20 protein-coding genes and 1 riboswitch are annotated in these 24715 nt (G+C 58.0%); of the genes, 11 read left to right on the top strand and 9 right to left on the bottom strand.

What is annotated here, in order from left to right; genetic code table 11:
• Positions 1–10 precede the first annotated feature (10 nt).
• Complete coding sequence (locus CRI94_RS12335) at positions 11–751, bottom strand: UbiA prenyltransferase family protein (protein WP_098076164.1); 741 nt, start codon at positions 749–751, stop codon at positions 11–13.
• Positions 752–1181: 430 nt separating this feature from the next.
• Between CRI94_RS12335 and pckA the strand changes: the two genes are divergently transcribed.
• On the top strand, positions 1182–2795 hold the full coding sequence (pckA, locus tag CRI94_RS12330) for a phosphoenolpyruvate carboxykinase (ATP) (RefSeq protein WP_098076162.1): 1614 nt from the start codon (positions 1182–1184) through the stop codon (positions 2793–2795).
• Positions 2796–2896: 101 nt separating this feature from the next.
• Here pckA and CRI94_RS12325 read toward each other — a convergent pair whose 3' ends face one another.
• Positions 2897–3739 carry a hypothetical protein gene (locus tag CRI94_RS12325; RefSeq protein WP_098076160.1) on the bottom strand — a complete coding sequence of 281 codons (843 nt, stop codon included), beginning with the start codon at positions 3737–3739 and terminating at the stop codon, positions 2897–2899.
• A gap of 506 nt (positions 3740–4245) precedes the next feature.
• On the opposite strand from CRI94_RS12325, the gene CRI94_RS12320 reads away from it, so the two are divergent.
• Positions 4246–5118 (top strand): alpha/beta fold hydrolase, encoded by an 873-nt coding sequence (locus CRI94_RS12320; RefSeq protein ID WP_245846180.1) that lies wholly within the window; start codon positions 4246–4248, stop codon positions 5116–5118.
• 68 nt (positions 5119–5186) lie between these two features.
• On the opposite strand, the gene CRI94_RS12315 is transcribed toward CRI94_RS12320, so the two are convergent.
• A complete protein-coding gene (locus CRI94_RS12315; protein ID WP_179862283.1) occupies positions 5187–7220 on the bottom strand; it encodes a sensor histidine kinase in 2034 nt (677 codons plus the stop codon).
• Positions 7221–7917: 697 nt separating this feature from the next.
• On the opposite strand from CRI94_RS12315, the gene CRI94_RS12310 reads away from it, so the two are divergent.
• The 8 genes from CRI94_RS12310 to CRI94_RS12275 all read left to right on the top strand — a co-directional run bounded on the left by CRI94_RS12310 (position 7918) and on the right by CRI94_RS12275 (position 17087).
• On the top strand, positions 7918–8346 hold the full coding sequence (locus tag CRI94_RS12310; protein WP_098076156.1) for a hypothetical protein: 429 nt from the start codon (positions 7918–7920) through the stop codon (positions 8344–8346).
• Between the two features lie 115 nt (positions 8347–8461).
• A riboswitch (cobalamin riboswitch) is annotated at positions 8462–8849 on the top strand.
• 227 nt (positions 8850–9076) lie between these two features.
• Complete coding sequence (locus tag CRI94_RS12305) at positions 9077–11077, top strand: TonB-dependent receptor plug domain-containing protein (protein ID WP_098076154.1); 2001 nt, start codon at positions 9077–9079, stop codon at positions 11075–11077.
• Between the two features lie 253 nt (positions 11078–11330).
• The gene (locus tag CRI94_RS12300) at positions 11331–12410 is read left to right on the top strand and encodes a YncE family protein (protein WP_098076152.1); all 1080 of its coding nucleotides are present in this window, start codon (positions 11331–11333) and stop codon (positions 12408–12410) included.
• 44 nt (positions 12411–12454) lie between these two features.
• Positions 12455–12685: a (2Fe-2S)-binding protein gene (locus CRI94_RS18035; RefSeq protein ID WP_098076150.1), complete on the top strand. Its 231-nt coding sequence runs from the start codon at positions 12455–12457 to the stop codon at positions 12683–12685.
• A gap of 691 nt (positions 12686–13376) precedes the next feature.
• The gene (locus CRI94_RS12290; protein WP_098076148.1) at positions 13377–14117 is read left to right on the top strand and encodes a PIG-L deacetylase family protein; all 741 of its coding nucleotides are present in this window, start codon (positions 13377–13379) and stop codon (positions 14115–14117) included.
• A gap of 60 nt (positions 14118–14177) precedes the next feature.
• Positions 14178–14885: a response regulator transcription factor gene (locus CRI94_RS12285; protein WP_098076146.1), complete on the top strand. Its 708-nt coding sequence runs from the start codon at positions 14178–14180 to the stop codon at positions 14883–14885.
• A gap of 151 nt (positions 14886–15036) precedes the next feature.
• On the top strand, positions 15037–16155 hold the full coding sequence (locus CRI94_RS12280; RefSeq protein WP_245846179.1) for a sensor histidine kinase: 1119 nt from the start codon (positions 15037–15039) through the stop codon (positions 16153–16155).
• A gap of 113 nt (positions 16156–16268) precedes the next feature.
• On the top strand, positions 16269–17087 hold the full coding sequence (locus CRI94_RS12275) for a queuosine precursor transporter (RefSeq protein ID WP_098076144.1): 819 nt from the start codon (positions 16269–16271) through the stop codon (positions 17085–17087).
• A 406-nt stretch (positions 17088–17493) separates the two neighbouring features.
• Here CRI94_RS12275 and CRI94_RS12270 read toward each other — a convergent pair whose 3' ends face one another.
• From CRI94_RS12270 to CRI94_RS12255, 4 genes are all read right to left on the bottom strand, one after another.
• Positions 17494–18612, bottom strand: a complete 1119-nt coding sequence (locus CRI94_RS12270) for a formylglycine-generating enzyme family protein (protein WP_179862282.1) — start codon at positions 18610–18612, stop codon at positions 17494–17496.
• 119 nt (positions 18613–18731) lie between these two features.
• Entirely contained in the window at positions 18732–19961 is a 1230-nt protein-coding gene (glgA, locus tag CRI94_RS12265; protein WP_098076140.1) for a glycogen synthase, read from the bottom strand.
• Positions 19962–20069: 108 nt separating this feature from the next.
• Positions 20070–21392 carry a glucose-1-phosphate adenylyltransferase gene (locus CRI94_RS12260; protein ID WP_098076138.1) on the bottom strand — a complete coding sequence of 441 codons (1323 nt, stop codon included), beginning with the start codon at positions 21390–21392 and terminating at the stop codon, positions 20070–20072.
• 355 nt (positions 21393–21747) lie between these two features.
• On the bottom strand, positions 21748–21975 hold the full coding sequence (locus tag CRI94_RS12255; protein WP_218919392.1) for a DUF2905 domain-containing protein: 228 nt from the start codon (positions 21973–21975) through the stop codon (positions 21748–21750).
• A gap of 402 nt (positions 21976–22377) precedes the next feature.
• Here CRI94_RS12255 and CRI94_RS12250 point away from each other — a divergent pair, with 402 nt between their 5' ends.
• Positions 22378–22851, top strand: a complete 474-nt coding sequence (locus tag CRI94_RS12250) for a hypothetical protein (protein ID WP_245846178.1) — start codon at positions 22378–22380, stop codon at positions 22849–22851.
• Positions 22852–23014: 163 nt separating this feature from the next.
• Here the strand turns inward: CRI94_RS12250 and CRI94_RS12245 are convergent, their stop codons facing one another.
• Entirely contained in the window at positions 23015–23899 is an 885-nt protein-coding gene (locus CRI94_RS12245) for a carbon-nitrogen hydrolase family protein (protein WP_098076136.1), read from the bottom strand.
• A gap of 261 nt (positions 23900–24160) precedes the next feature.
• Positions 24161–24502: an SPOR domain-containing protein gene (locus tag CRI94_RS12240; protein WP_179862281.1), complete on the bottom strand. Its 342-nt coding sequence runs from the start codon at positions 24500–24502 to the stop codon at positions 24161–24163.
• Between the last annotated feature and the right edge of the window lie 213 nt (positions 24503–24715).

The following is a 24715-nucleotide window of genomic DNA, read 5'->3' as shown; positions in this document are numbered from 1 at the left end:
GCGGTTCACCTCACGGCAGCAGACTCACGCCATACGCAACGGCGGGCCACGCGATCAAGAGGTCGAGCACCAGTACATGGGATTTCGCGGCGCGCGGTCGCGTCCGAGCGATGGCAAGAGCAAGTCCCCCGGCGCCGACTGCATCAACGAGTGCGAGAGAGAGGGACGCGAGTCCAGTAGCGCCCAGCGCCACGATGAGCGCGCCACCAAACAGTGCGGCACCAATCGCCACACGCTTCACCTCCTGCCCCGAACGACAAGACTCGGAGCCAAGACCGACGGCCTGATCACCGCACCGATCGGTCCAGTCGGCGACAGCGACATTGGCCCAGACGAGAACTGCCCGTGCAAGGACGAGCACCGCAACGACGTGCAGTGGTACGCTGCTCCCTCCTGCCTGAAGCCATGGTAGAATTACGCCGCCGGTTGCCCAGGTCGCTGCAATCGAAGTTTGCTTTCCCCAGGGCAGCGACTTGAGACGTCGCCCCCCCGGTAAAACGGGCGCGACGTGCACAATCCCGAGCCCGGCACAAACAGCGGCCCCGAGGAGCGTTTCGACCCGGAGCCATGGAAGGGTCGCGAGCCCCGCCCCGACGAGGCCGACGGCTTCCATCCGAAGCCAAGTCTCATGCGATCGTACCCACCGCACGCGATCCGGATGGGCGAACGTATCCTCTGGAGAAAACTCCAACACGCGGTCCGCCCAGTAGACGAGAGACGTTCCCGAAAACGCGGCGACGAGAAGCGGCACGGATACGGGCAGACCGAGTATAGCGTATGTACCCAAGATGACACCGACGGCAACCGCCCCGATCGGAAGCGGATCGTGGAGAACAGCACGCCAAATCGGTCGGCAGCGCTCTCGCTTGTCTCCCGGGAAAGGTATGGTGTTAGATCCCGGTCCCGGTTGTGGAGAAATGGGCGTCACGAAAGCGGTCAGGGACGGCGTATGGCGTTGGATCAGCGATTGTAATACGGGTTGTGACGCTCAACAGGTTCGACCGACCACCGCGTCGCAACAGATGTTCGTCCAGTCTGTCTCAATCCCAAACACATTGTTCATAGTATTCCCGGCTACCCGACCCATATATTGGCGACGTGAACATGGAAGCGCTTTCAGTCGCTCCCTGCGTGCATCGTGCCGCAGGTGTATTGCTCCTCCCACGAGTTCGCGATTCATCATGACCGTTCCGCAGCACGTCACTGCGCACCTCGATCGCCTGGGCCTGTCCCCAGACACGGTGCACTACAATCTAAAACCACCTGTGCTCTACGAACTATCGCTCGACCGGGGCGAGAGCGCACTCGCGAATGGCGGTCCGCTGCTCGTCAGGACGGATCCGTACACCGGACGAAGCCCGGACGACCGTTTTCTTGTGCGTGACGAGAACAACGCCGACACCATCAACTGGGGTGACGTCAATCGTCCCACGGACCGGGGTACGTTCGATCAGCTCAAGGCGCGGATGATCGAGCATGCCGGTTCGCGCGACCTCTTTGTGCAAGATCTCTACGCGGGATGGGACCCATCCTACCGGATGCCGGTGCGGATCATTACGGAGAAAGCCTGGCACAGCCTCTTCGCGTATAACATGTTTGTGCGGGGAGAGCACGATGATCGCGCAGACTTCGAACCGGGATTCACCGTGCTCGATCTTTGCACGTTCAAGGCCAACCCGGAGCGAGATAAGACCAACTCCGAGGCCGCGATTCTGGTTGATGACCAGCAGGAACTCGTGCTTATCGGCGGCACGCATTATGGTGGAGAGATCAAGAAGTCGATCTTTTCAATGCTCAACTACATGCTGCCTGAGCGCGACGTGCTGCCGATGCACTGCTCGGCAAACGAGGGACCGGATGGCGACACCGCGGTCTTCTTTGGCCTCAGCGGCACTGGCAAAACGACGCTTTCCGCAGACGCAAGCCGGACGCTGATCGGCGATGACGAACACGGATGGAGCGCCGACGGCGTCTTCAATTTCGAAGGCGGCTGTTACGCCAAGATGATCGATCTCTCCCCGTCCGGGGAGCCGGAAATCTACGGCACGACAAAGGAATTCGGGACGATTCTCGAGAACGTCATCGTTGACGAGAAAACGCGAGAGCCGGATTTCAGTGATGACAGCATTACGCGCAATACTCGTGGGTCGTATCCTCTCCACTTCATTCCGAACGCCTCGGAAAGCGGCACCGGTGGCCACCCGGACAACGTGATCTTCCTCACCTACGATGCGTTCGGCGTTCTTCCGCCCGTTTCTCGGCTTACGCCGGAGCAGGCTCAGTACCACTTCCTCTCCGGCTACACGGCCAAAGTGGCCGGCACCGAGCGTGGCGTCAGCGAGCCAAAGGCCACGTTCAGCACCTGTTTCGGTGAACCGTTCATGGTCCGCCATCCGTCCGTGTACGCGGAAATGCTCGGTGATCGCGTGGAAGAGCACGGCGCCAATGTGTGGCTCGTGAACACCGGTCTTACTGGTGGCCCGTATGGAACCGGTGACCGCATCAACTTAAAGTTTACCCGCGCGATGGTAGACGCCATCCTCCTCGGCGACCTCGACGACGTCCCGACGACCGAAGACCCTGTTTTCGGACTCGCGATTCCGGGCAGCGTACCGGGCGTTCCAACAGAGGTGTTGACGCCGCGGGAAACGTGGGCCGATCCGACAGCCTACGACCAGCAGGCACGCAAACTGGCCGACATGTTCGTCGACAACTTCGAGAAGTACGTGAACCACGTGGAGTCCGCTGTTGTCGATGCTGGCCCGACCCGGGCCTCGGCTTCGGTTCAACGATAGCGACACAAACACGGACGATTGAAAACGAGAAGAGCTGCCGGATCCCGGACCCGGCAGCTCTTCTCTATTTTCCTGCTATGTCTGCTCCGAATGGCAACGGGTCAGTTCCAGTACTGAACGACGGTCAGATGCCCACCCACGCGACTAATAGCCAGTCGTAAGTCAATCATAACATCGTTCGTCTGCCACCGCGCGCGGCGGAGGTACGAGTGACTTCCCTCCTTCGACTGCGTCGGCGTCGGATCGAGGAGGTTGGGATCTCCGAGACGACGCTTCACCGAACGAACCACTTCCTCAAACATGACGTCGTACGTGGCAAGCACGGCATCAGCATCAATCCCACCTTTCTGCATGAGCCGAATAAATTCCGGACCCGTGAGCTGGCTGATCTCATCCCACCGGTAGACCGCGCAACGAACCAGGGAGTCCTGCTTGGAGAAAAAGTATGCTACCTGACCCGGTGGTAGCAACGTGGCATCACGGTCGTATGACTCCGGTGCATCGAGATCATGGGTGTCGATCGCCGGACAGGCCTCCGCCGTCACCTCCGGGGCACTACCAGATGCGGTTTCCTCGTCGGACGCGGCGTTTGGCTTACGCGCATCAAACAGCGCCTCGTATGCGCGAACACCCTTCATCGTAGGCTGGTCGACCCAGACGGGCGGAACGGGCTCGAAGACACGTGCGCTGTCCGGCGTTTCAGGCCGCAAAACTGTGGTGCCTACCTCCTGGTCCGGCGCGTCCACTTCCATGACCGACGCGATCGTAAGGGCAGAATCAGACTCGATCGCCGTCGGCGGGTTCGAACGGACCTGATGCGGAAACGTCACGCCCGCAGGCAGCACGCCGGGGGGAAGCGCGGGCTGAGCCGCCGATACGTCGACGTTGCAGAAGCAACACAGACCAAGAAGACACGCGACATAAAACGAGCTGACGTTCTGCATGACACTCACGTTTGCCGTACGAAGGGGGAGGGAGATCGTGTAGACGCAATAATCGGCCCATCCTCGCTCCGATCTTCAGTTCCGGACCTGCTTCACACAGTCAACTGACGTTGACGATGCATCGACCCGCACACAACGACGGTATGGGCGGATCATGTGGAGTTGATGTTTGATTTTTCTAGCACCTCCCTTTGTCACGAGGTAAACCAAACCAGTATTCTGGCGAAGAAGTCGATGGCGACATTCCGTATATTTTGCCTGCCCGTTTCCTTCTGTGGGCTTTGGAAAAGTCAGAGCTGCACGTGACGCTTCTTCAATCCGAACGAATCAATTCCACGCAACCAATAATTGGTGTATCGCTGCCAACCTAATGACCTAATTTAGTGGTTTTATTGGTTTGTTATTTACTGGACTGATTGGTGGACTACCTGCGGAGTCGCTCAATGTGATCCGCGTCAGACGATAGCATATGTCGACATCGAGTTTCTGCATGGCTGATGACCAAGATGCGAACCGCTACATCAACGTACGGCTCTGTTGACATGAACAGTGCATTCCCATATCCAACGAGCTATTTCCAAACGGAGGCCGGACGGATGGCCTACACAGACATCGGACACGGGCCACCGATCGTGTGCCTGCATGGAAATCCGACGTGGGCCTTCATGTACCGGCACCTGTTGCGCGATCTATCGAACACCCATCGGTGCATCGCGCCGGACTATCTCGGCTTCGGCCGCTCGGACAAACCCACAGGCGCCTCCTATCGCCCGCCCGCCCAGGCTGCACGCATCGAAGCCTTTCTCCAACACCTCGAGCTTGAGCCCCTCACTATGGTCGTTCATGATTGGGGCGGACCAATCGGCCTCTCTTACGCTCTCCGGCATCCAGAGCGGATTGCACGCCTCGTGATCACAAATTCGTGGCTCTGGCCACATGACAAGGATCCATGGGTCGGCTCCTTCTCTCGATTCGTCGGTGGACCCATCGGACGCGTCCTGATCCGCCGATTCAATGTCTTTGCGGAACTCGGGCTTCGGCTCGGAACGACTCGCCCCCTTTCGAAAGACGTGCTTCGCGCGTACACCTCTCCGCTCGACACACCGGAACGACGGATGCCGTCATGGGAGTTTCCACGGGCCCTTCTGGCCGAGACCGACTGGCTGCGATCGCTGTGGACTAATCGGAGCCGCCTGAGAGACATAGACGCTATCATCGTCTGGGGACGACGTGACCCCGCGTTTGGCTCGACGCGCTATCTGGAACGTTGGACCCGCCTCTTACCGCACGCTCGTGTCCACGAGACCGACGCGTCGCACTACGTAGCGGAAGACCTCGGACCGAGACTCAGCGACATGGTGCTGCACGAAGAACGGTAGTGCAGCATAGACTGACAACGAAATGAACAACTACTCCGCATGCCGGACGCACCCCGCGACTGCGAAAATTAATCGCGCAATCCCGTCTCCTTCTTTGCTATTGACGGCACGCGATCTCCGTCCGGCACAGCACTCCGCGTTGTATCGTCCTCCATTTCATCACGTAAAACCGAGGACTGACCGTTGGTATACGCAAAGGATGGGGGCAAATCGACAGTAAAGCGCGTGCCTCGTTCCCCGTCGGACTCAACATTAATGTGTCCACCGAGCAGATCAACCATCCGCTTTGTGATCGCAAGCCCGAGACCCGTACCCTCGTGCGTGCGTGTCCGCCCGTCGGACTCCTGCTTAAACGGTTCGAACAGGTGCGGAATGAACGTGCTGCCGATTCCGATACCAGTATCCTCGACGATGAACCGCACCCCCGGATTCGACTTTTCGGCCGTGATGCGTACGTGCCCTTCGTTCGTGAACTTGAGGGCGTTGTGCACCAGATTGGTCAGAATGCGATAGCAAAGCACGCGGTCGGTCGAGAGTTCGGGCGCGTCGTCTGTGTTCAGATACAAGGCGACCCCTTCATTCGAGGCCATGGGTTCGTGTGCCGACACGACCTCCGCTGCGACTCTTCCAGTATCGACGTCAGCGATGTGAAGATCGACGGTGCCAGCTTCAATCTGAGCCATGTCCAGAACGGACCGGAGCGTTTCCGAGAGACGCCGACCGCTCTCCCGGATGCGCTGCGCGAAGAGATCATGCGTTTCCGCTGGCTCGTCCATGATCAACTCCGCATAACCAATGATGCTCGTGATTGGTGTACGTAGTTCATGGCTCATGTTGTTGAGTAGGCTCGATTTCAATCGTGCAACCTGTTCCGCTTCCTGTTTCGCCAGAAGGAGCTCGGTCTCATGCCTCTTACGCTCTGTCGCATCCCGGACCGCTACAATCCGAAGTTTCCTATCTCCCTCTACGACCGTCTTCGCCTGTATGTCAGCAGGAAACGTCGATCCATCCTTTCGAACGAGAACACACTCGTACGGGTCTTCTCCATCTCGGGCAATCTGAGTGGCTGCAATCGGCCGAGTCGACTCCGAAACGAACTCCATCGCATTTCGACCGAGAATTTCCTGACGCTCATATCCCGTCATATGAGATATGGCCTGGTTGACATCAATGATTTTCCCTTCCGCATGAATGACGATTCCCTCGAAGGTCGCCTCAGCAAGGCGCTGAAAGCGGGCGCGGCTTTCCGCAAGTTCATTCGTCCGACGTCGGACTTGAACCCGTAGTAGGACGACGGCGCCAACGGACAGAATGATAAGCAAGCCGCCGAGGAGAAGGGCATTTCGATAGTATCGGCGCGGTATAGCCGTCCGCACGACATCCGCAGAGGTTCGGGGAATGAGCTCGTAGTACGAGGTGTAGGGACTCGTGTAATCGTGCTGCTGAAGCACACCGCTCACAGTTACGTCATCGCCCTCTGCGATGGCACTGAGTGGGACCCGATCGACACGACTCATGGGCACGAAAACAGCAATTTCATCGCCACCCTTTGCGGACTCCAGCACAAGATAGTGTCCGCCGTTGTTACGGTCCTTTCGTTTGACTTGACCGTAGATTGTTGCAACGACACTCTCGTACCGCTCTCCGAGAGCTTGTCCGACATCTAACTGTACCGGCGTCGGAACGCGAGGAGGAACGGGCAACACAGAATACGATGATACGCGGACCTGCGTCCGTCCGTACTCCTGCTCCACGACTCCCGTCGCCACGATACTATCCCCCCTAACAGCCGCAGGTCCCCCAGCTGTAACCAGTGTAATCCCGTGTCTGGCGGACTGGATCACTGTCACGTTACTTCCAACCACGCCCCGTGAGGCGCCGACGCGACCTCCTACTCGAACAGTCTCACCGATGCGATCCGGACGTCCATCGGCATCGGCGTCGACCCGTACCTCTCCCGGCAGCTCGACCTCGAGGGAGTCTGCAGAGCTGGATGCTTCAGACGTACCCCCGGGGCCCGTTGCTTCGACGCGGTTGGGTACGGCAGCCTGTAGCGAATGACTGCTACACGCCAGGAAAACGAGTAGAGCGATGACCTGCATCAGAGAGAATCCAGATCGAACCTGTCCCCCAGAATGAACGTTCGGACACCCGGTTGTGGGATCGCCCTGAGGCGGTATACAGGCCTTCGTTTGCAAAGCAGACGACGGCGCCATGTTGATTCGACTTCAAAAAGGGCTGAGTAATCTGCGATCTCCCGGCTGGGACGAAAGGAGTTGTACTACACCGGCGTAATACAGAAAACAGTGTAAAATATTACAGAGGCTGACATTCACCCGCAACGACAGGATCGCCGGTGTCACAAATTTCACCACCTCCACAAATACGTCCGCCGGGGACCACGAGAATGTGCTCGTTCGAGTGGCTTCATCCTGCGACCGCTTTGCTTACATTCCAACACGTAGAAGTACGACACGCACAAACCGTTACATCCTGTGCATATTTTGTCCATACCCTATTCTGATCGCCATTAGAATAGTCAGAATCTGATTGGCGGACCGTCTTCGGTAATCCAACGGTACAGATCTTCCGCTGCTCGATCTTCGCTCTGCTCGCAATACACGGCTCGGTTGATCTCTTGCACCCTGTCTTCTGCCTCGTAGCGAACGTATCATTGGCCCCCGAATTTGCATAAACAACGTCGCTTCCGTTTTGCGCCCACCCGCCAAGCAGGTTGTGACGCCTGTGAGTAGGGTTGAACAGCTACGTTTCCGCGATCCATCCGCCAAACAGATTATCATGCTTTCTCCGGGTACGCTGAGCATTTTGCTTCTCTTCGGGCTCCCAATCGTAGCCGTAATTTCGTGGGTCTACGTAAAGCAGCTAGAAATTACGTCGCAATCTGGAGACGATGACCGGATGCGTGATCTCGAACAGACGATCTCTTCGCTCGCGAAAATGCTCGACGACGTGAAGCAGGAAAGAGATAGCCTACGACGGCGCATTCAGAACCTCGAAACAATTGTCACGAGCGAGTCCTGGGATGACTTGAAGGCCCGACGTGTGGATCAGGACACAACAGGTGACCTCGCAAACTCGAATGCATCTTCGACGGAAAAACGGACAGCCTCTTCGGATACGGAAGTCCCTGACTCAGCCGGCGGCGAATTAGGAACGGATTCCGATCGCGCGGCCCGACTGGCAGATCGGCTCCGTGGTTCTTCCTGAATAAAGCGCTCCTGATCAATGCCAATTCGGCATCAGGCGCGACCAGAGGGAGATTTTGAAAGGACTATGTCAAGGAGGTTGGAAATGAAAGCGTGACGTCGTAGGTTAAAGCTGTTCTTTCACAGGCACCGCAGGTTCTCGCGTCGCCGGCATGATCGGCCCGCGAGATGAAAAGGGAACGCCCGTGCGACAGACCGAATCGTCTGAGTTTTCAATTCTGACGTCTTCACTGTCAAGTCGGGGGCTGTACCCGCAACTGTTAACCGGGCGGTGCGTCGTCTCTCGAAGATGTCATGGGTCACTGTGCGTCAGCATGATCGCAAAGTCATATCTGGCTTTGCGTCTGCACGTGCGGGAAGGCCTTCGGCGGAGAGGACGGCGCTCTGCACTACGCGTCCGTGCGATCTGCTTCGTTCCACATCGGCCAACAGTCGAAAAAGAGAGCGAAGGAGCTATCCGCACGCCCGGTGAGCCAGGAGACCTGCCTGCGGTGTGATTCGCCAACATACCTTCGGGATCTGAGGGTGGTGGCGTGCACGACGCTTCGTACGAATCGCACCGCTCCCGGTCGACGAGTTTGTGCGAGAACGACTTTTGAGGAAACGCCCCCTCGTCTCGCATTCGCACACCTTCCGGCACCGCCCTTCGGGTCCTCTATCCGTATCGGTGCCCGTTCGTAACGTAGTTGTTCGTCCACGACCCCACCTCTCGTCTGAGGTGAGGTTTTTTTATGGACGTACGTTCTACATTCTGGGAAACTGTATACAGAGCCACTGTCGCTCTGCTTGTCAGCTCACTGACTGCTTGCGCGTGGTCGTTGCCTCTCCGTGCGCAGTCTGCGGCGAACGCTCAACCCGTCGCTTCCGCCGAGCGCACCAGTTCACGTGACACGTCTGACATCCAGTGGGAGCTTTCGCTGCCGAATGTTACGGTCACCGCAACCCGTCTTCCCACACCTGCGCTGACGTCCCCGGCGCGGATTTCTGTTTTCGATTCCACCTCAATCGCCCAGACAGGGGCATCCTCCGTCAGTGATCTGCTCGAGGATCGAGCGGGCCTGCATGTTCGCCGATATGGCGAAACGGGAATCGCCACCATGTCGCTGCGAGGTACCGGCTCTGCACAGACAGTCGTATTGCTCGATGGGCACGCGATTGCGGACCCACAGCTCGGCCAACTCGACCTGAGCCTTCTCCCCTCCACTCTGATCCGATCCGTGGAGGTGATGCACGGCCCCGCCTCGGCGCTCTATGGCTCATCGGGAATGGGCGGAGCCATCCACCTGCAAACCGTCCGCCCAACCGAAGAGTCCATCGCACGCGCCTCCACCTTTGCTGGAGCGTACGGAGAGCGAGGCGGCAGCCTTCTGACGGGGACGCATGCGGGGTCCGTCTCCGTGGTCGCAGCGGGCGAGATTCGGCATAGCACGAACAATTTTCCGTATCTCGACCAAGCCTCGTTTCCCCCGCAAACGGTCCAGCGGCAAAACGCAGATCGGACCCGCTACACGGGGTACGCAGCCGTCAGGGGAGGCGACGATAAGCACCCATGGCAAACTGCCGCGTGGTTCACCCACGCCGAGCGCGGTCTTCCCCGCCCCGGTGCCGCCGTGGAAGGCGATGAGCGACAGTGGGATACTCAGTTCCGCTTCTGGGCCCGCGACAAGCAACAGGCTAGCTGGGGGCAACTGGAAAGCAGCATGCTCGTCCAACACACGCAATTACGCTATCGGAATCCGTCGCAAAATGTAGACGATACGGGACGCACCTGGACGGCAAATTTCGATGTCGAAGGGCGCGTTCCCATCGGTTCCCGCTGGCTCGCGACCTCCGGCATCAACGGGGATGTCTCCCTCGCTCGCCATCCGAACCTGCAGGACGATGCACATCAATGGCATGCCGGAGCGTTTACGAGCGCGATCGGCACCTTCGGCCGGCTCCGTCTTTTTCCCGCGATCCGAATCGATTTGTACGTACCGCCGGCGGCACGGACCCGTACCGCGATGAGCCCTCGCATGGGTGCAAATTTCCAACCGATATCGACCTGGGAGAGCCTGCGTCTCAAGGCGCACGTCGGAAGCACGTTCCGGATGCCCACCTTCAACGACCGCTTCTGGCAACCCGGCGGTAATCCCGACCTTCAACCGGAACGCGGATGGAGCGCAGACGCTGGTGTCCACTGGCAACAACCGGCGTGGCACGCAGAGGCGACCGTCTTCCACAACTGGAGACACGACCAAATCATTTGGTCGCCCGTGCGCTCCGGTTCGTGGTCTCCCGAAAACGAACAGCGCGTTATCGCTCGCGGCGTCGAGTTCTCCAGTGGAACGCGACTCTCGCTGACCGAACGCTGGACGGTCGACACCGGGCTTACCTACACGTACACAGATGCGCGGAATCGCTCCCAGCCCGGTACAGCATCGTACAATGCTCCCCTGCGCTACCTTCCACGGGAGCAGGCGAAATGGCATGGTACCCTCACGTACGGCCCGGTGGCGCTGGATCTGAATGCCCGCTATACCGGTCGCCGATACATCAGCAGCACAGGCTCTCGCTATCTCGACGCGTACATCGTGACGGATGCCCAGATTCGGGTCACGCACACCTTCGACTCGCTTCGCGCGCAACTTAGCCTGCGCGCGGACAACCTCACCGGGGCCGACTACCGCACCGTCGGCAACCGTCCCATGCCTCCTCGCCACCTTCACGTTCGACTCATGGTCGAACTCTAGCCCCCTTCCCTATCTACCGGACTGTTTTGATATCAAACCGGAATGTCTTCGTATGTCATCGAAAAACGGACCTCGCGCGTCTCATGCGTTCCGAAAATACGGCGTTATGGTCAAACATGAGGCCCTCTCACACTCCCATTCCCGCATACTGCCGTACACGTCTGAGCAGCCGCGCCGTGGAATGCTGAAATGACACACGCTCTAACGAACGTGTCCGGTCGGTAACCCTCTCCCCTTACTTCGTTTCTCGAATATGCGCACAGTTTCGCTACTCTCCCTCCTTTCTCTGTTCCTTCTCTTTACCGGATGCGACCTCACCGAAGATGACTCTATGACGGTCGTAACATCTGGGGTCTACATCGCCAACGGTGGTGCGTTTGGCAATGCGAACAGTTCGCTGACCATCTTCAATCCGCAGACCGAAGCTCTTCAAACGCTTCCTCCTGCTGGTCAGGCCGGGTTTTCGTCTTACATTCAGAGCATCGAGGTCGGACCTCGCGGACGGCTCTTCGTCGTGTTCGGAGAAACGGCTACGGTCGACATCTACGACACCCCAACGAATGAGCGTATTGGCCAAATCACGGGTATTCCCAACCCGCGTTACGTCGCCGTGAACGGAGATCGAGCCTACGTGACAAGCCAGGATTACGGAGTTGACCCGTCCGATGTGGACGTGGTTGACCTCACGACGAGCACCGTCGTTGATTCTGTCGATGTCCCCGGTACACCCGAAGATGTGGAGGTGCTGGGCTCCACGATCGTTGTCGCGCTCGGCGGTTTCGGTAGCGGATCGTCCATCGGCATCATCGATGCGAATGATCTCACTGTCCAGACGATCGACATCGGTTGCACGGGCCCACGTTCTCTTGTACGTGACGAGGATGACGAGGTGATCGTGTTCTGCACCGGCATCCAGACCGGCAACCCGTCAACGTCGAGTCCAGGGGCCATCCGTGTCGTCGATCCGTCGACGGGCTCTATCAGTGACGAGGTCGAACTAACGACGCAGATCAGCTCGGCGAGCTTCGGCCAACACGTAAGCTACAGCTCAGCAGCAGAAGAGGCATATGCTCTTCTGGCCGATGGACGTGTTCTTCGATATGATACGGCAACGAACCAGATCGAGTCGCGTCTCGACGTTGCGGGCGACAGCCCCGGCGCTGTCGGCTACGACGATAGAAACGAGTTGTTGTACATCGGTCGCCTTTCACCGGCCAGTCCGTTTGACGAAAGCGGAACCGTCACCGTGCACGAGCGGGGTGGTGCAGCCGTCGACACGATTCAGGCTGGCGTTGCTCCGGCTCACATCGACTTTTCCATCAATGCCCGGTAATTCGCCTTCTTCTTTCGGCTCTCGTTCACCCGACGTCGCTTCCGATGAATATCGACCGTTGCTACTGCTTCCAGAAACCCTTCGTTGAGTTACGAGCGATCGCCGAGACAACCGGCGCTACCTCCGTGGAAGAGCTTCAGCAACACGTCGAGTTCGGCAAGAAATGCCAGCTTTGTCACCCGTATGTACGGAGAATGCTGCGAACGGGCGACACATCGTTCGATGAAATCATTCGAGAGCAAGACGAACCACGTACGTTCGCCTCATCTGATTGAACCTGAATAAGGGTCGGCGCATAAATCGGAGGGCGTTCGGTATCACCGGGCGTCCTCTTCTGTTTGTTATACCGTTTCGACTGTAAAATGTCGATGTCTCCAACGGCTTCGACTCGGCAGACGCGCCACACCCTAACAGAAGAACGGTTGAACGTGTATTGTTGAAACGTTGCTCTTCCCAACTCGGAGCCGCTGCGAGGACACGGTTTGGACGATCCCGGCAATATCATTCGGAAAACGGATTGGGGCAGTGCGACCTGAGCACAGAGGACTCTCGGGGGTAATTTCATCGCATTCAAATACGTATCCTAAGACCTCCGATCCGCGGACGTGCACAAGCACAAAGAAATTCGGAGCCACCCGAGACCTACGTCCTGTTGAGGTACGGGTACAAGATTCGTTCGCTTGCTCGCTCAATTCTTACTATGTATCGTGCTGACAACCTGTTTGGCAGGTGCATCACAAAAGAATGAGCGCAGCTGTTCATACCTATTATTCAGTCTGACGGTTATCCTTTCGCAATGACTTAGTAGACGCGATGCGCGAGCTCAACCGTGCCTGGGGTTTGGAGCGCAGCGAGGACCGACCGTCGTGAGGTCCGTACATTTGGGTGGCCGAAGGCCGTCCGCCAAACAGATTCTGACTTCTTAATTTCATCGTCACCTGCCTGCTATCCATTTCCCCATCTCACATGGCCTCCCTGCTGTACGTTTTTCCCCACCCTGACGACGAATCCTTCGGCCCAGCTCCTGCGCTCGCGCGACAGCGACGTGAGAACCACGAGGTTCATCTTCTCACACTCACGCGAGGAGAAGCAACGTCGCAGCGCGAGCGTCTCGGGCTATCGAAGGACGAGATGGGGAATGTTCGATTCAAGGAAATGCAAAACGTCGCACGCGAGCTCGACCTATCCTCCCTTCGGGTCCTCGACCTTCCCGACGGCGAACTCGATGCCATCGATCCGCGTCGGCTGGCTGCCATCATCGAAAAGCATGTCCGCCGCACGGCCCCGGATGTTCTCATCACGTATCCGGTCCACGGGATCAGCGGCCACCCCGACCATCTCGTCTCTCATGCTGTGGTGAAACACCTCGCCTGCGCCCTGCGAGCTCAGGGACGGCCATACCCCAAACGCCTCGCCTTCTTCACTCTTCCGCCTGCCCCGGACGACAGCGAACGCCCCGATCATCTGCAGTCGTCTCCCGCAGCGAAGATCGGCTGCGTTACGACGTTTACCGACTCAGACCTTGAGCGAGCGCAAGCAGCGCTGCACTCGTACGAGACGTACCTCCCGGTCATTGAAGAGCATCAGCCTCTTTCAGAGGTCAAAGACGGCGTTTCCTTTGAGCTCTTCGGTGAATCACACGACGCTCCTCTCTCTGATTTGACGGACGATCTTCCGGACATTGCATGGTGGGACGAAACCTCTTAACTTTACGGTAACCTAAGGGACTGCCCCCTTTATCGTCTCCCTGGCTACCACCGTCCTATCATGACACGCTCTGACGCTTCCGGTGACACGGTTATTCTTGTGGTCGATGACGAGCAGGATATCATCGATCTTCTGGACTACAACCTCACCAATCGAGGATACGAGGTTGCCGCGGCGCGAGACGGGCAGGAAGCACTGGCCACAGCTCGGGACATCGAGCCTGACCTCATCATTCTCGACGTAATGATGCCTGAGATGGATGGGCTCGAGACATGTCGTCGGATTCGGCAAGACGCGTACTTGCGTACGATTCCGGTTCTGATGCTCACGGCACGTACGGAGGAGGAAAGCATGATCGAGGGCCTGGAGAGTGGGGCCGATTCGTACCTGAGCAAGCCGGTCTCCATTCCTGTTATCGTGAGTCAGGTTCGGGCGCTTCTTCGGTCGTCGAAACGGAATGATACGCCGCCCGACACTCTGAGCATCCATGACCTAACCATTGATCGCGATCGGTTTATTGTCATACAGGAGCAAGAGAACGGCTCGAAGGAGATGCATTTCCCCAAGCAGGAGTTTGAACTGCTGCAGTTCATGGCTTCCCACCCCGGTACGGCGTTTACGCGTCAGGAAATTCTCGACGAGGTCTGGGGACCGGATGTCTACGTCGTCGACCGAACCGTAGATGTCCACGTGCGAAAGATCAGAGAGAAGATCGGATCCGACTACATCGAGACCATCAAAGGGGTCGGGTATCGATTCCGAGGTTAATCGGGCACGCGATCAATTGCCCCGGGCGCATGCACTGACGATCATGCGATCGTTAATCCCACGGTGACTCGCCTCATGTCGCTGCTCGCTATGTTGAGCCCCGACGCGCAACCCCATTCGTCTGCCCGTACCGTTCAGACGCTTTACCGATATGACAACATCGCCCCCTTCAACGCCCGACGAACGCCCCCCGCTGTTCTCTCGCCTGACGCTGAAAACGGCCGGGACGGTGATGGTGGTCGCACTCGCCCTTACGGTCGTTCTTTTTGACGCCTCGTGGCTCACCCTCGTCGCGATGACCGTTGGGATTGGGTTTGGCACGTACGTCGCCGTGTGGGGATTTGTGACGCCCCGCGTTCACCATGCCATACGCACGCTACAGCAGATTCGCCAGCACCAGTTCGACGATCTGGAAGCCGCCCCGCGGCCGAGCGGCGATGAGATGCGGAAGCTTGTGTGGGAAGTCTTCCGTACCGGCCAGACGCTTGAGGGGGAAATTCAGGACTTAAAACAGATGGAGAATTACCGACGTGAGTTCATCGGTAACGTCTCGCACGAGCTTAAAACGCCGATTTTCTCCGTCCAGGGATTTACGGAAACGCTGCTCGATGGAGCGGTCGACGATCCGTCCGTAAATCGATCGTTCCTGGAGAAAATCATGCGCAACACCAATCGTCTCGATAACCTTGCGCGCGACCTGTCGCACATCGCACGCATCGAGACCGGCGAACTCGAAATGTCAGCGGAGCCATTCGACCTTCGATCTCTGGTTGAAGGCGTCGTCGAGTCGCTTGAGATCAAGGCCGAGAACAAAAACGTGACGCTGCAACATCGGCTCCCGGAGAGTCTGCCAAAGGTGTACGGGGATCGTGAGCGTGTACGTCAGGTGCTCGTGAACCTCAGTGATAACGCGATCAAATATAACCGAGAAGGCGGCCACGTTGAGATTATCGCGCGCCTCCTTCCATCCGACGAGGTAAAGATTACCGTCGCCGACGATGGACTCGGCATTTCACCCGAGCACATCCCGCGTCTGACGGAGCGGTTTTACCGCGTCGACAAGTCCAGATCGCGCAGTCAGGGAGGGACCGGTCTCGGCCTCGCGATCGTCAAGCACATCCTCAGTGCGCACGGACGGGAGTTGATGATCGAGAGCACACCCGGCAGCGGAAGCACGTTTGGCTTTACCCTTCCGGCCGTGTACGACGGCGAGCCAACAAATGAGGCTCCGACAGCTTCCGAGCCGGCCCGCGACACGCACGCGTCGTAACGTATCTGACGGCGCGGAACGGAGGCGGAAATCATGCGGTACGGCCCAGAGAAGTCGTGGATCGCACCCTGCTCCCCTCCCGGCACTCTGCCCGTTTCACCCACCTCTCCCCTATGATTCGCGAGGCCTACGTTCTTTCCCGACCGCAGAAGCTGTATGTCATTTGCGCCGCCATCTTCCTGACGGCACTCGTCGTGGCGGAGGCGACAGCCAGTAAGTTTTTCACGGTCGTCGATCTGCCGTTCGTCATCAACCTTGCAGGGCAGGAGTTCACCTCGGTGACCATGACCGCTGGCGTGATCGCCTTCCCGATCACGTTCATCGTCACGGACCTGCTCAACGAGTATTACGGCAAGCGGGGGATCCGCTTTGTGACGTTCGTCGGAATGGCGATGATTTGCTTTGAGTTTCTGCTGTTGTGGGTTGCGATGGAGGTGCCCGTCGCTCCGTCCTCTCCGGTGTCGCAGGAGGCCTTCGTCGAGGTTTTCGGCAACTCCACACGCGTCATTATCGGGAGCTTGACGGCGTACCTCATCGGCCAGCTCGTTGATATTTTCCTGTTCCACTGGCTCCGCAACCTGACGAACGGCCGGTACCTGTGGCTACGCGCTACGGGATCGACATTCGGATCTCAATTCATCGACACGTTCGTCGTCCTCACGGTCGCCTTCGTCGGCCAGCTCACCGTCCAGGAGATCATTGCGATTTCGCTGTTCAACTACATCTACAAGTTTCTCATCGCGATCGGGATTACGCCGATCATCTACGTCGCACACTGGATCATGGACGATTACCTCGGCCACGAGACAGCCGAGGAGATGCGAGAGCGTGCGGAGGAGAATAAAGCCGTTGGCTCAAGCGATGAGGTGGGGGCGGAGGCAGATGCATCAACGGAGGAGGAGCGCCCAAAGGTAGAGTCACGCAGCGCATAACATACCGGACCGTCTATCGAAAACAGCGTCACACGGCCCATGCACAATCATTCTTCCTGGGTGAGAGGCGGTAGGGGCTGACCAACCCATTTGACGTGTTACGAAAAACCGTTAGGGCTTGTCGGGAAACGCCGGTAAACGCGTTTGAACGTATCGAAATGGCGTACCGTCTACCGAACACAGCGTCACACGGCCGTGTGACGCTCAACATTACGGTCTGTCGGTTCTCCCTTGCCCCCGAGCCGCATATCGGCCTGCCCGGAAGATCCATGCCGATTAATCGGAGCCGTAAACATTTCACCAAACGCCTTTTTGCTCCATAAAAAACGCTCCAGCCCTCGACGAGAGCTGGAGCGTTTCCTGTAGCAATCAGCAGTGTGGGACGATCTAGTCCCTGTGCCCGAATCTACTGTCCACCACCGGGAGGCGTCGTGCCGGATTCCGGCGGCGCCGTACCATCTTCTTCTTCCGTCGTGTCACCAGCAGCGTCGTCACCCGACTCCGAGTTGGCGTCACCACCTTCGTTAGAGGGATCCGGCTGCGGCGGCTCCGGGTCTTTGAAGCGACGCTGCGTTCCTTCGACCTGGCTGATGTCGGCAGCACAGCGGAAACCAATGCGGGGCGAGGCCTGGTCGGCTTCGTGCATGTCACGGAAGCCCACGCCAATGCGGAACGCATTCGAATCCCACGCACCGCCACGTACGACCTTGCGCGTCTCCTCACTGTCCTCGCCACGATAGACGGGGTCGAGGTCGGAGAGGTTGGCGTACGTTGGAGAGTATGTATCTTCGACCCATTCAGCCGCGTTGCCGGCGACATCGTGAAGGCCCCAGCGGCTGGGCGGGAATGAACCGACCGGTGCCGTGAAGGCATAACCGTCTGCTGCCTGCCCCTGGCGACCCGGGTTGAAGTTGGCGAGGTAGCGGCCGAAGGCATCGCGCGGCGAGAAGCCGGACCACGGGTAAACACCGCCGACGCGCCCGGCGCGAGCAGCATACTCCCACTCTGCTTCGGTCGGAAGGCGCTTGTCCTCTGCCTTGCAATAGTCCTTCGCGTCCTGCCATGTCACCGAGACGACCGGGTACTCATCATAGTTCGAGCCGTAGAAATACGTCGAGAAGTCGGCGCGGCTGGCCGAACTCGTCCAGGCTGTCGAATCCGGCAGTGCATCGTCGCGGACTCCCGGGGAGAGAGACTGAAGATACTCGCGGTACTCTGCATTGGTGACCTCGAAACGGTCGATGTAAAAAGCGCTCACCGTGACACGGCGACGACCGGCGCTCTGCATTTCGAAGGGGTCCTCGTCCGTAAGACCCATGATGAAGGTTCCATCCGGAAGACGGACCATATCACCGAACTGTGGGGCGACGGGAACCGGCATGGGAAGACCAGGAACGGTCATCATGGCAACGGGAGCGTCCTCGTTGCCGTCCGTCGCAGCTGATCCGTCGGTCGCGGCCGCCGGACTCGCCGAGACGGTCGCTACAAATGCGAAAAGAAGTAACGAGAGTACGAGATGTCGCATGAGGAAGGGGCGGGAGGGTTGAGAAAAAGATGGATGCATATGATCAGACCCTGTGGGGCGACGGCCTTTAAACTACGTTACGGATATCACAAAGAAAATGCCAAAGAACCGTAATCGTGTTAAGTGTCGTCGGAGCTTGCGAGGTCCTTGTAAAATGAGAGCGTTTGCTGCGCGATCGCTTGCCAGCTGAATACCTCTTCGACGCGGGTCCGAGCGGCGTCGGCCATAGCCGTACGTCGATCCGGATCTTTCATCAGACGGTTCACACCGTCGGCGAGGTCCCGGGCGAACTGCGTGGGATCACGCGGTTCGTGACTGTCGCCGCCCTCCGTCTCGAACGGGACGAGGATTCCGGTCTCGTCATCGACGATAATCTCGGGGATACCGCCAACGGCCGAAGCGACAACAGGCGTGTGGCAGGCCATCGCCTCGAGGTTGATGATTCCGAAGGGCTCGTAGACCGACGGGCAGACGAAGACCGCAGCGTGCGTGTACAGGGTGATCACATCGGCTCGTGGCAACATTTCGGCCAGCCAGACGATGCGATTGTCCGTTTCTGCCTTCACTTCATCCACGAGGGCCTCCATCTCCTTGCCGATGTCTTCGGTATCGGGAGCACCCGCACAGAGAACCACTTGTACGCCGGAGTCCATGTGATGGATGGCACGCACGAGGTGCAGGATGCCTTTCTGCCGCGTAATCCGGCCCACGAACAGAACGTACGGCTGATCTGGGTCGATGTCATACTGCTTCAAGACCTCTTCGTCTGGCGTCGGGCTGTACTGACCGACATCGATGCCATTGTAAATGGTTCGGACGCTATCCTCGGACACGTCGTAGAGCGAGCGGACGTCCTCGTTCATCGCTCCAGATACCGCGATGATGCCGTCCGCATTCTCGTAGGCAGTCCGCTCCACCCACGAACTTGCGTGGTACGCGGTACCGAGCTGCTCGACTTTCCACGGACGATGGGGTTCGAGCGAGTGCGTCGTAAGGACGAGTTTCGCCCCGGTAAGCTGTTTGGCCAGGCAACCAGCGAGGTGGGAGTACCAGGTGTGACCGTGCACGATGTCGGCGTCGGCAATCGAACCGGCCATAATCAGATCTCGCGCCATCGTGTCGAGAAACTTCGCGTGGCGATCGTCCTGATGCGGCAGTTCGAAGTCCGGTTTGACACCCCGAACCTTGAGGTTTTGATCTTCCACGTCCTGATCGCCGAAACACAACACCTCGATCTCGTGCTCTCGTCCATCGAGTTTCGCCAACTCACGCGTCAGATATTCGACATGCACACCCGCACCGCCGTACACGTTGGGCGGGTATTCATTTGTCAGAATGACAATTTTCATAGATAGAGGGCAGCTGAGAATGGAAACAATCTCGACCGGACACCGGGCAACCGTCCACACGGCGGAGCGAACGCTACATGTGCGATCTCGCGATCGCTGTTCGTTCGACTAAATAATCGTATCGTCGGGAATCTGAGTATTCTTTGGAATCACCACGATGCCGTCACGGATGTAGAAGTTCTCGTGCTCTGCTTCCTCGATGTTATCGCGATTTTTGATGATACAGCGTTTTCCGATCGAGACGTTCTTATCGATAATAGCACCTTCGACATACGACTCTTCTCCAATGCCGGGCTTGGCCGGACCTTCCACGTATCCCCGGTTTTCGGGCTTTTGCCACGGATAGTGGTCTGCTCCCATGAAAATCGCGTTTTTGATCGTCGTGTTGTGCCCGACGAACGAGCGGATGCCGATTACCGACTTCGACACCTGACTATTGACGACGACGCTCCCTTCCGCGATGAGCGACTGCTGAACAAACGAGCTCTCAATTTTCGCGGGTGGTAGCATCCGCGCGTTCGTGTAGAGCGGACGGTCCGGATCGTACAGGTCGAACTCCGGGTTCGGCTCAGCGAGCATCAGATTAGCATCATAAAACGACCGTATGGTCCCGATGTCGCTCCAGTAGCCCGTGAACGGGTAACTGACAACCTTTTTGCCCTCGATCGCCTCCGGGATGATCTGCTTACCAAAGTCGTGATGCTCCACGTTCGACTCGAGCAGGTCACGGAGAACATCTCGGCTAAAGATGTAGATGCCCATGGACGCGAGGTACACGCGCCCCTGATCTTCCAGATCTTGGCTGACCGGGCTCTCCTTCCCGTCGAGTTTATCTGCCGACGGTTTTTCGTGAAACTCCGTGATCGTGTGGTCCGCATCGGTCTTCAGAATGCCGAACGCGGGCGCATCATCGGACGTCACCGGAATCGTCCCGATGGTCACATCGGCTCCGGTCTCCTCGTGATGGCGAATCATCTCCCGGTAGTCCATCGAGTACAGCTGATCCCCCGAGAGGATGAGCGTGTAGTCATGCCGGTACCCGTCCACGTGCGGAATGACGCGGCGCACTGCATCAGCCGTCCCCTGAAACCAGTCCTTCGACGCAGGGGTCTGCTCCGCAGCGAGGATCGAGACGAACCCGTTGCTGAAACGGTCGAACCGGTAGGCCTGCGAGATATGCCGATTCAGACTCGCCGAGTTGAACTGGGTGAGCACGAAGACCCGCGTGATCCCAGAATTAATGCAGTTTGAGACCGGCACGTCGATCAGTCGATACCGCCCGGCCAGCGGAACGGCCGGTTTCGCGCGCAACTTCGTCAGCGGGAACAGGCGCGTGCCGGCGCCGCCCCCGAGGATAATCGCAAGCGCAGATAGCGACGAATCGACAAATTGGGAGCCGCCGGGAGTAGCGTTCGTTTGCGGTGCGTTCATAGAACGGGAACGGGTTGCGGTATCGAAAACAGATGAAGATAATTATACCATCGCGCGGGAGTACAAACGCGATAGAGAAATCGCAGCACAACGTCGAGTTCGCAGCAGTTCGTGACGAAGGGATGTGGGGCGGTGCTGCGGCACACAGATTCGGCACACCTGCACAGAATAATACCTCAACGGAAAAACGCAAAGAACGGCTTGCACAAGTCGAATCGCCGGTCACGGGGACACTTCGCCCTCGTGCAAATCGAAGATACAATGATGCCCCCTTTCTAACAAGCCGTCAATCGCGTATTCGCATCACGAAACAGTTTTCTCTCGCTGCCCTCTGTCATTCGACATGAAGGGGCGTCTATTGCCACCAGCGAAGGATAAGATTTAAGAGAACCGTCAATACAATACTGATGATGATCATGCTGGTGATCGGCACGAAGACTTTTACATTCTTTCCTTCAAATGAAACGTCTCCGGGCAAATGTCCGATGTCAATGAAACGCCCGATCCCCCAGACGAGGGCACCAAGAAGGACGAGGCCAATCCCACCGTAAATCAGCCAGCGAGCGATGACATCAGAGGACATGAGAATTCGTATGCTGTAATCAATTCGGTATTGTATGCGAGTAAGAGCGATCAAAACCGTCCGTGATGGGGGCGAACCGACCCGGCACAGGTATTATTACCTCGCCAACGACATCTGACCGACCTGCGCGCCAACGCTTTGATCCGTTTCCGGTGACTCATAGGTATCACGGGCAAGTCATGCAGACATCGCGCTCATCGATTCGGGAGCATCTCTGCCCTCATACACCGTTTCAACCCGATGGTGCCACTTTCGATACTCCTTGACCCGGACCCAACAAACCTGTACGGTCATCTTCCGTACAGGCGGTGGCGCAAGAGCACGTGTCATGCCTTCATCGCGTCGGCCCAGAGGTTGCGCGCGACTCGACTATTTCCCTCCCATCGACTCAGAGTAGCCACCGTGTCCGTACAGATTACACTGAAGTGGGTCTTCGTCATCCTTCATATCATCACCGCTGCCGGCTGGTTCGGCCTCGGGCTCAGACTTTCCGCCTGGGCGCGCAAGACCGTGGAACTGAGCGGCGAATCTGCTCGCGTCATGGCGGAAGATGGTAAACGCACCGTCAAACTCATGAACGTTTTCATCCTGCTAACCGCGGTCTTCTCTGTCACCGCGTTTATTCTGGGTGGAGCGTTTTCAGTCTACGGCCCGGCATATCACTCCTCGCTGCTGCTCATTGTCCTTCTGTTGCTGGACCAGTTCCTTGTCATTCGACCTGCCTGGGACACCCTCGTAACGGCCGTCTCTTCCGATGGTCCGTCAAGCGATGACATCCTTGCATCCGCCAAAAAGCGCGTTGCAATCGGCACCGGTGTTGGGCACCTGATGTGGCTCATCCTGCTCGTACTTATGTTCGCGAACCGACTATTCTAACGGCGGCCCCACCTGACGAGGCCTCGATCCGTTCGGGTTTATTACCCGCCTCGCCCGAACCGAAATAGAGAAGGCGCTGCACGGGTGATTCCGTGCAGCGCCTTTCGTTTTGCGTAGCGACGAGTCGCTCAGAGGGGTTACGAGCGAACGTGTACAGCCAGCATTACTCGTCGCCGTACCCTTCGAGAGCTCGTACACCAGCGGGGCTCGAAGCGGCAAGCGACACGGTACCTCCCGTGTAGTCTTCTTCGCGTCGATTCTTGAGGAAGAGCTGTCGGGCGGGCGACTTATCGCATTCCTTGAGGTCCGCAGAGGCCATCAGAAGCGACTGGTCACCTTTTGGCGCCTGCGCCACGATGCGGCCGTGCGGATCTGTGACCAACGACGCGCCGTCGAACAAGATATTGTCTTCACGGCCAACACGATTGGCAAGCGCGCAGAAGTAGCCGTTCTGGAACGACATTGCCTGCACCTCGGCTTCGAACACGCCTTTGGCCCATTCACCGGCAGCGCCAGCCTGCGGAATGCACACCACTTCAGCACCGCCGAGGGCGAGGGCCCGCATGTATTCTGGGAAATGGCGGTCGTAGCACGTCGCCACGCCGATTTTACCAACCGACGTATCGAACACCGGTGCACCGGTATCCCCCTCCGTGTAGTAGTCCTGCTCGTAGAAATGCTCGTACTGCGGAATGTGCATCATGCGAGACACACCGAGAACGGTACCGTCGCTGTCGATCACAACAGAGCTGTTGTAGCCTTTGCCGTCATCGACTTCGTAAAGGTTGCAAACCACGACAACACCATACTCCGCGGCCTGCTCCGCAACAGACTCAACCGTCGGTCCCGGAATCTTCTCTGCCAGATCGAGCACGTCGCCGTCCCGCTTATTTGCTGGCAACTGCGGAAAGAACTTGGTGAAAGACAGCTCGGGAAAGACGACGAGATCGGCGCCGGCGTTCGCGGCATTCTTGATCGCAATCAGCCCGCGCTGGAAAGCATCCATCGCGTCGCTGGGGTTGTATTGCTGAACGAGTGCTATATCCATAAAGCAGTTTCAGGAGCAGGGGAAGAAACGAACGGTGGGTGCCTTGCTTCCACGGTATGATGCCGAGAAGCAAGACGGCGATGCAAGGCGGGGCAAAACGCGGGGATCAGTCGGCACGACTCATCCCTATGTCAATCTAATTTCGAGCAATGAGCTCACGTGAAGCAGGATTGTACGGGTGCGCAAATTTCGCACCTCAGCCAACCTTCCGAAAGATTTTTGCGTGCGCAGTGCAGATGCAGACACCATTTATCCGGGCAGTCAATATCTTGAACCAACTGCTTCTCGGGCAATGAAAGCATCCGGAAAGTCGGATTTCAAGGCGTCGAGCACCGCAGTCGCCGCGTCGCGGGACGAAAACGGACCGATTCGCACACGATAGAACGGCGCCTTCCAGCGAACATCCACCGGCACGTTTCCAACACCGGAAAGGGGGTCCGGTCGATCGGCATCGGGTAACGCCTCGAACCAGGCCACAACGTCTGACACGGTACGATCGGCTGCTGTTTTTTCCTCAACAGTTCGCACCTGGACGTGATACGTGCGTCGGGGTGGCTCAGCTTCCGTCACGTCACCGCCAGATTCCTCCTCGGAGTCCGACACCCGTGCCGGAGTGCAAGCTATGCCGCCAAGCAGCAGACATAGACACAGCGCGGTGCGCATCCCATCCGCCCGATAGAAACGTCGTACAATCACGGTGATAGACGGAAAGCGTGGAGGAACAAGATGGCAGCCGGGTTACGCATTCGCAGTTCGCCATTTCTGAAACCTATTATACGACACAGTTGAGGGCGAACGCAATCACGTCGATGTTCA

Source organism: Longibacter salinarum, from assembly GCF_002554795.1.
GTDB classification, from domain to species: Bacteria; Bacteroidota; Rhodothermia; order Rhodothermales; family Salinibacteraceae; genus Longibacter; species Longibacter salinarum.
Note: the sequence above shows the minus strand (reverse complement) of the source record. Positions and strands in the feature narration are given on the sequence as shown.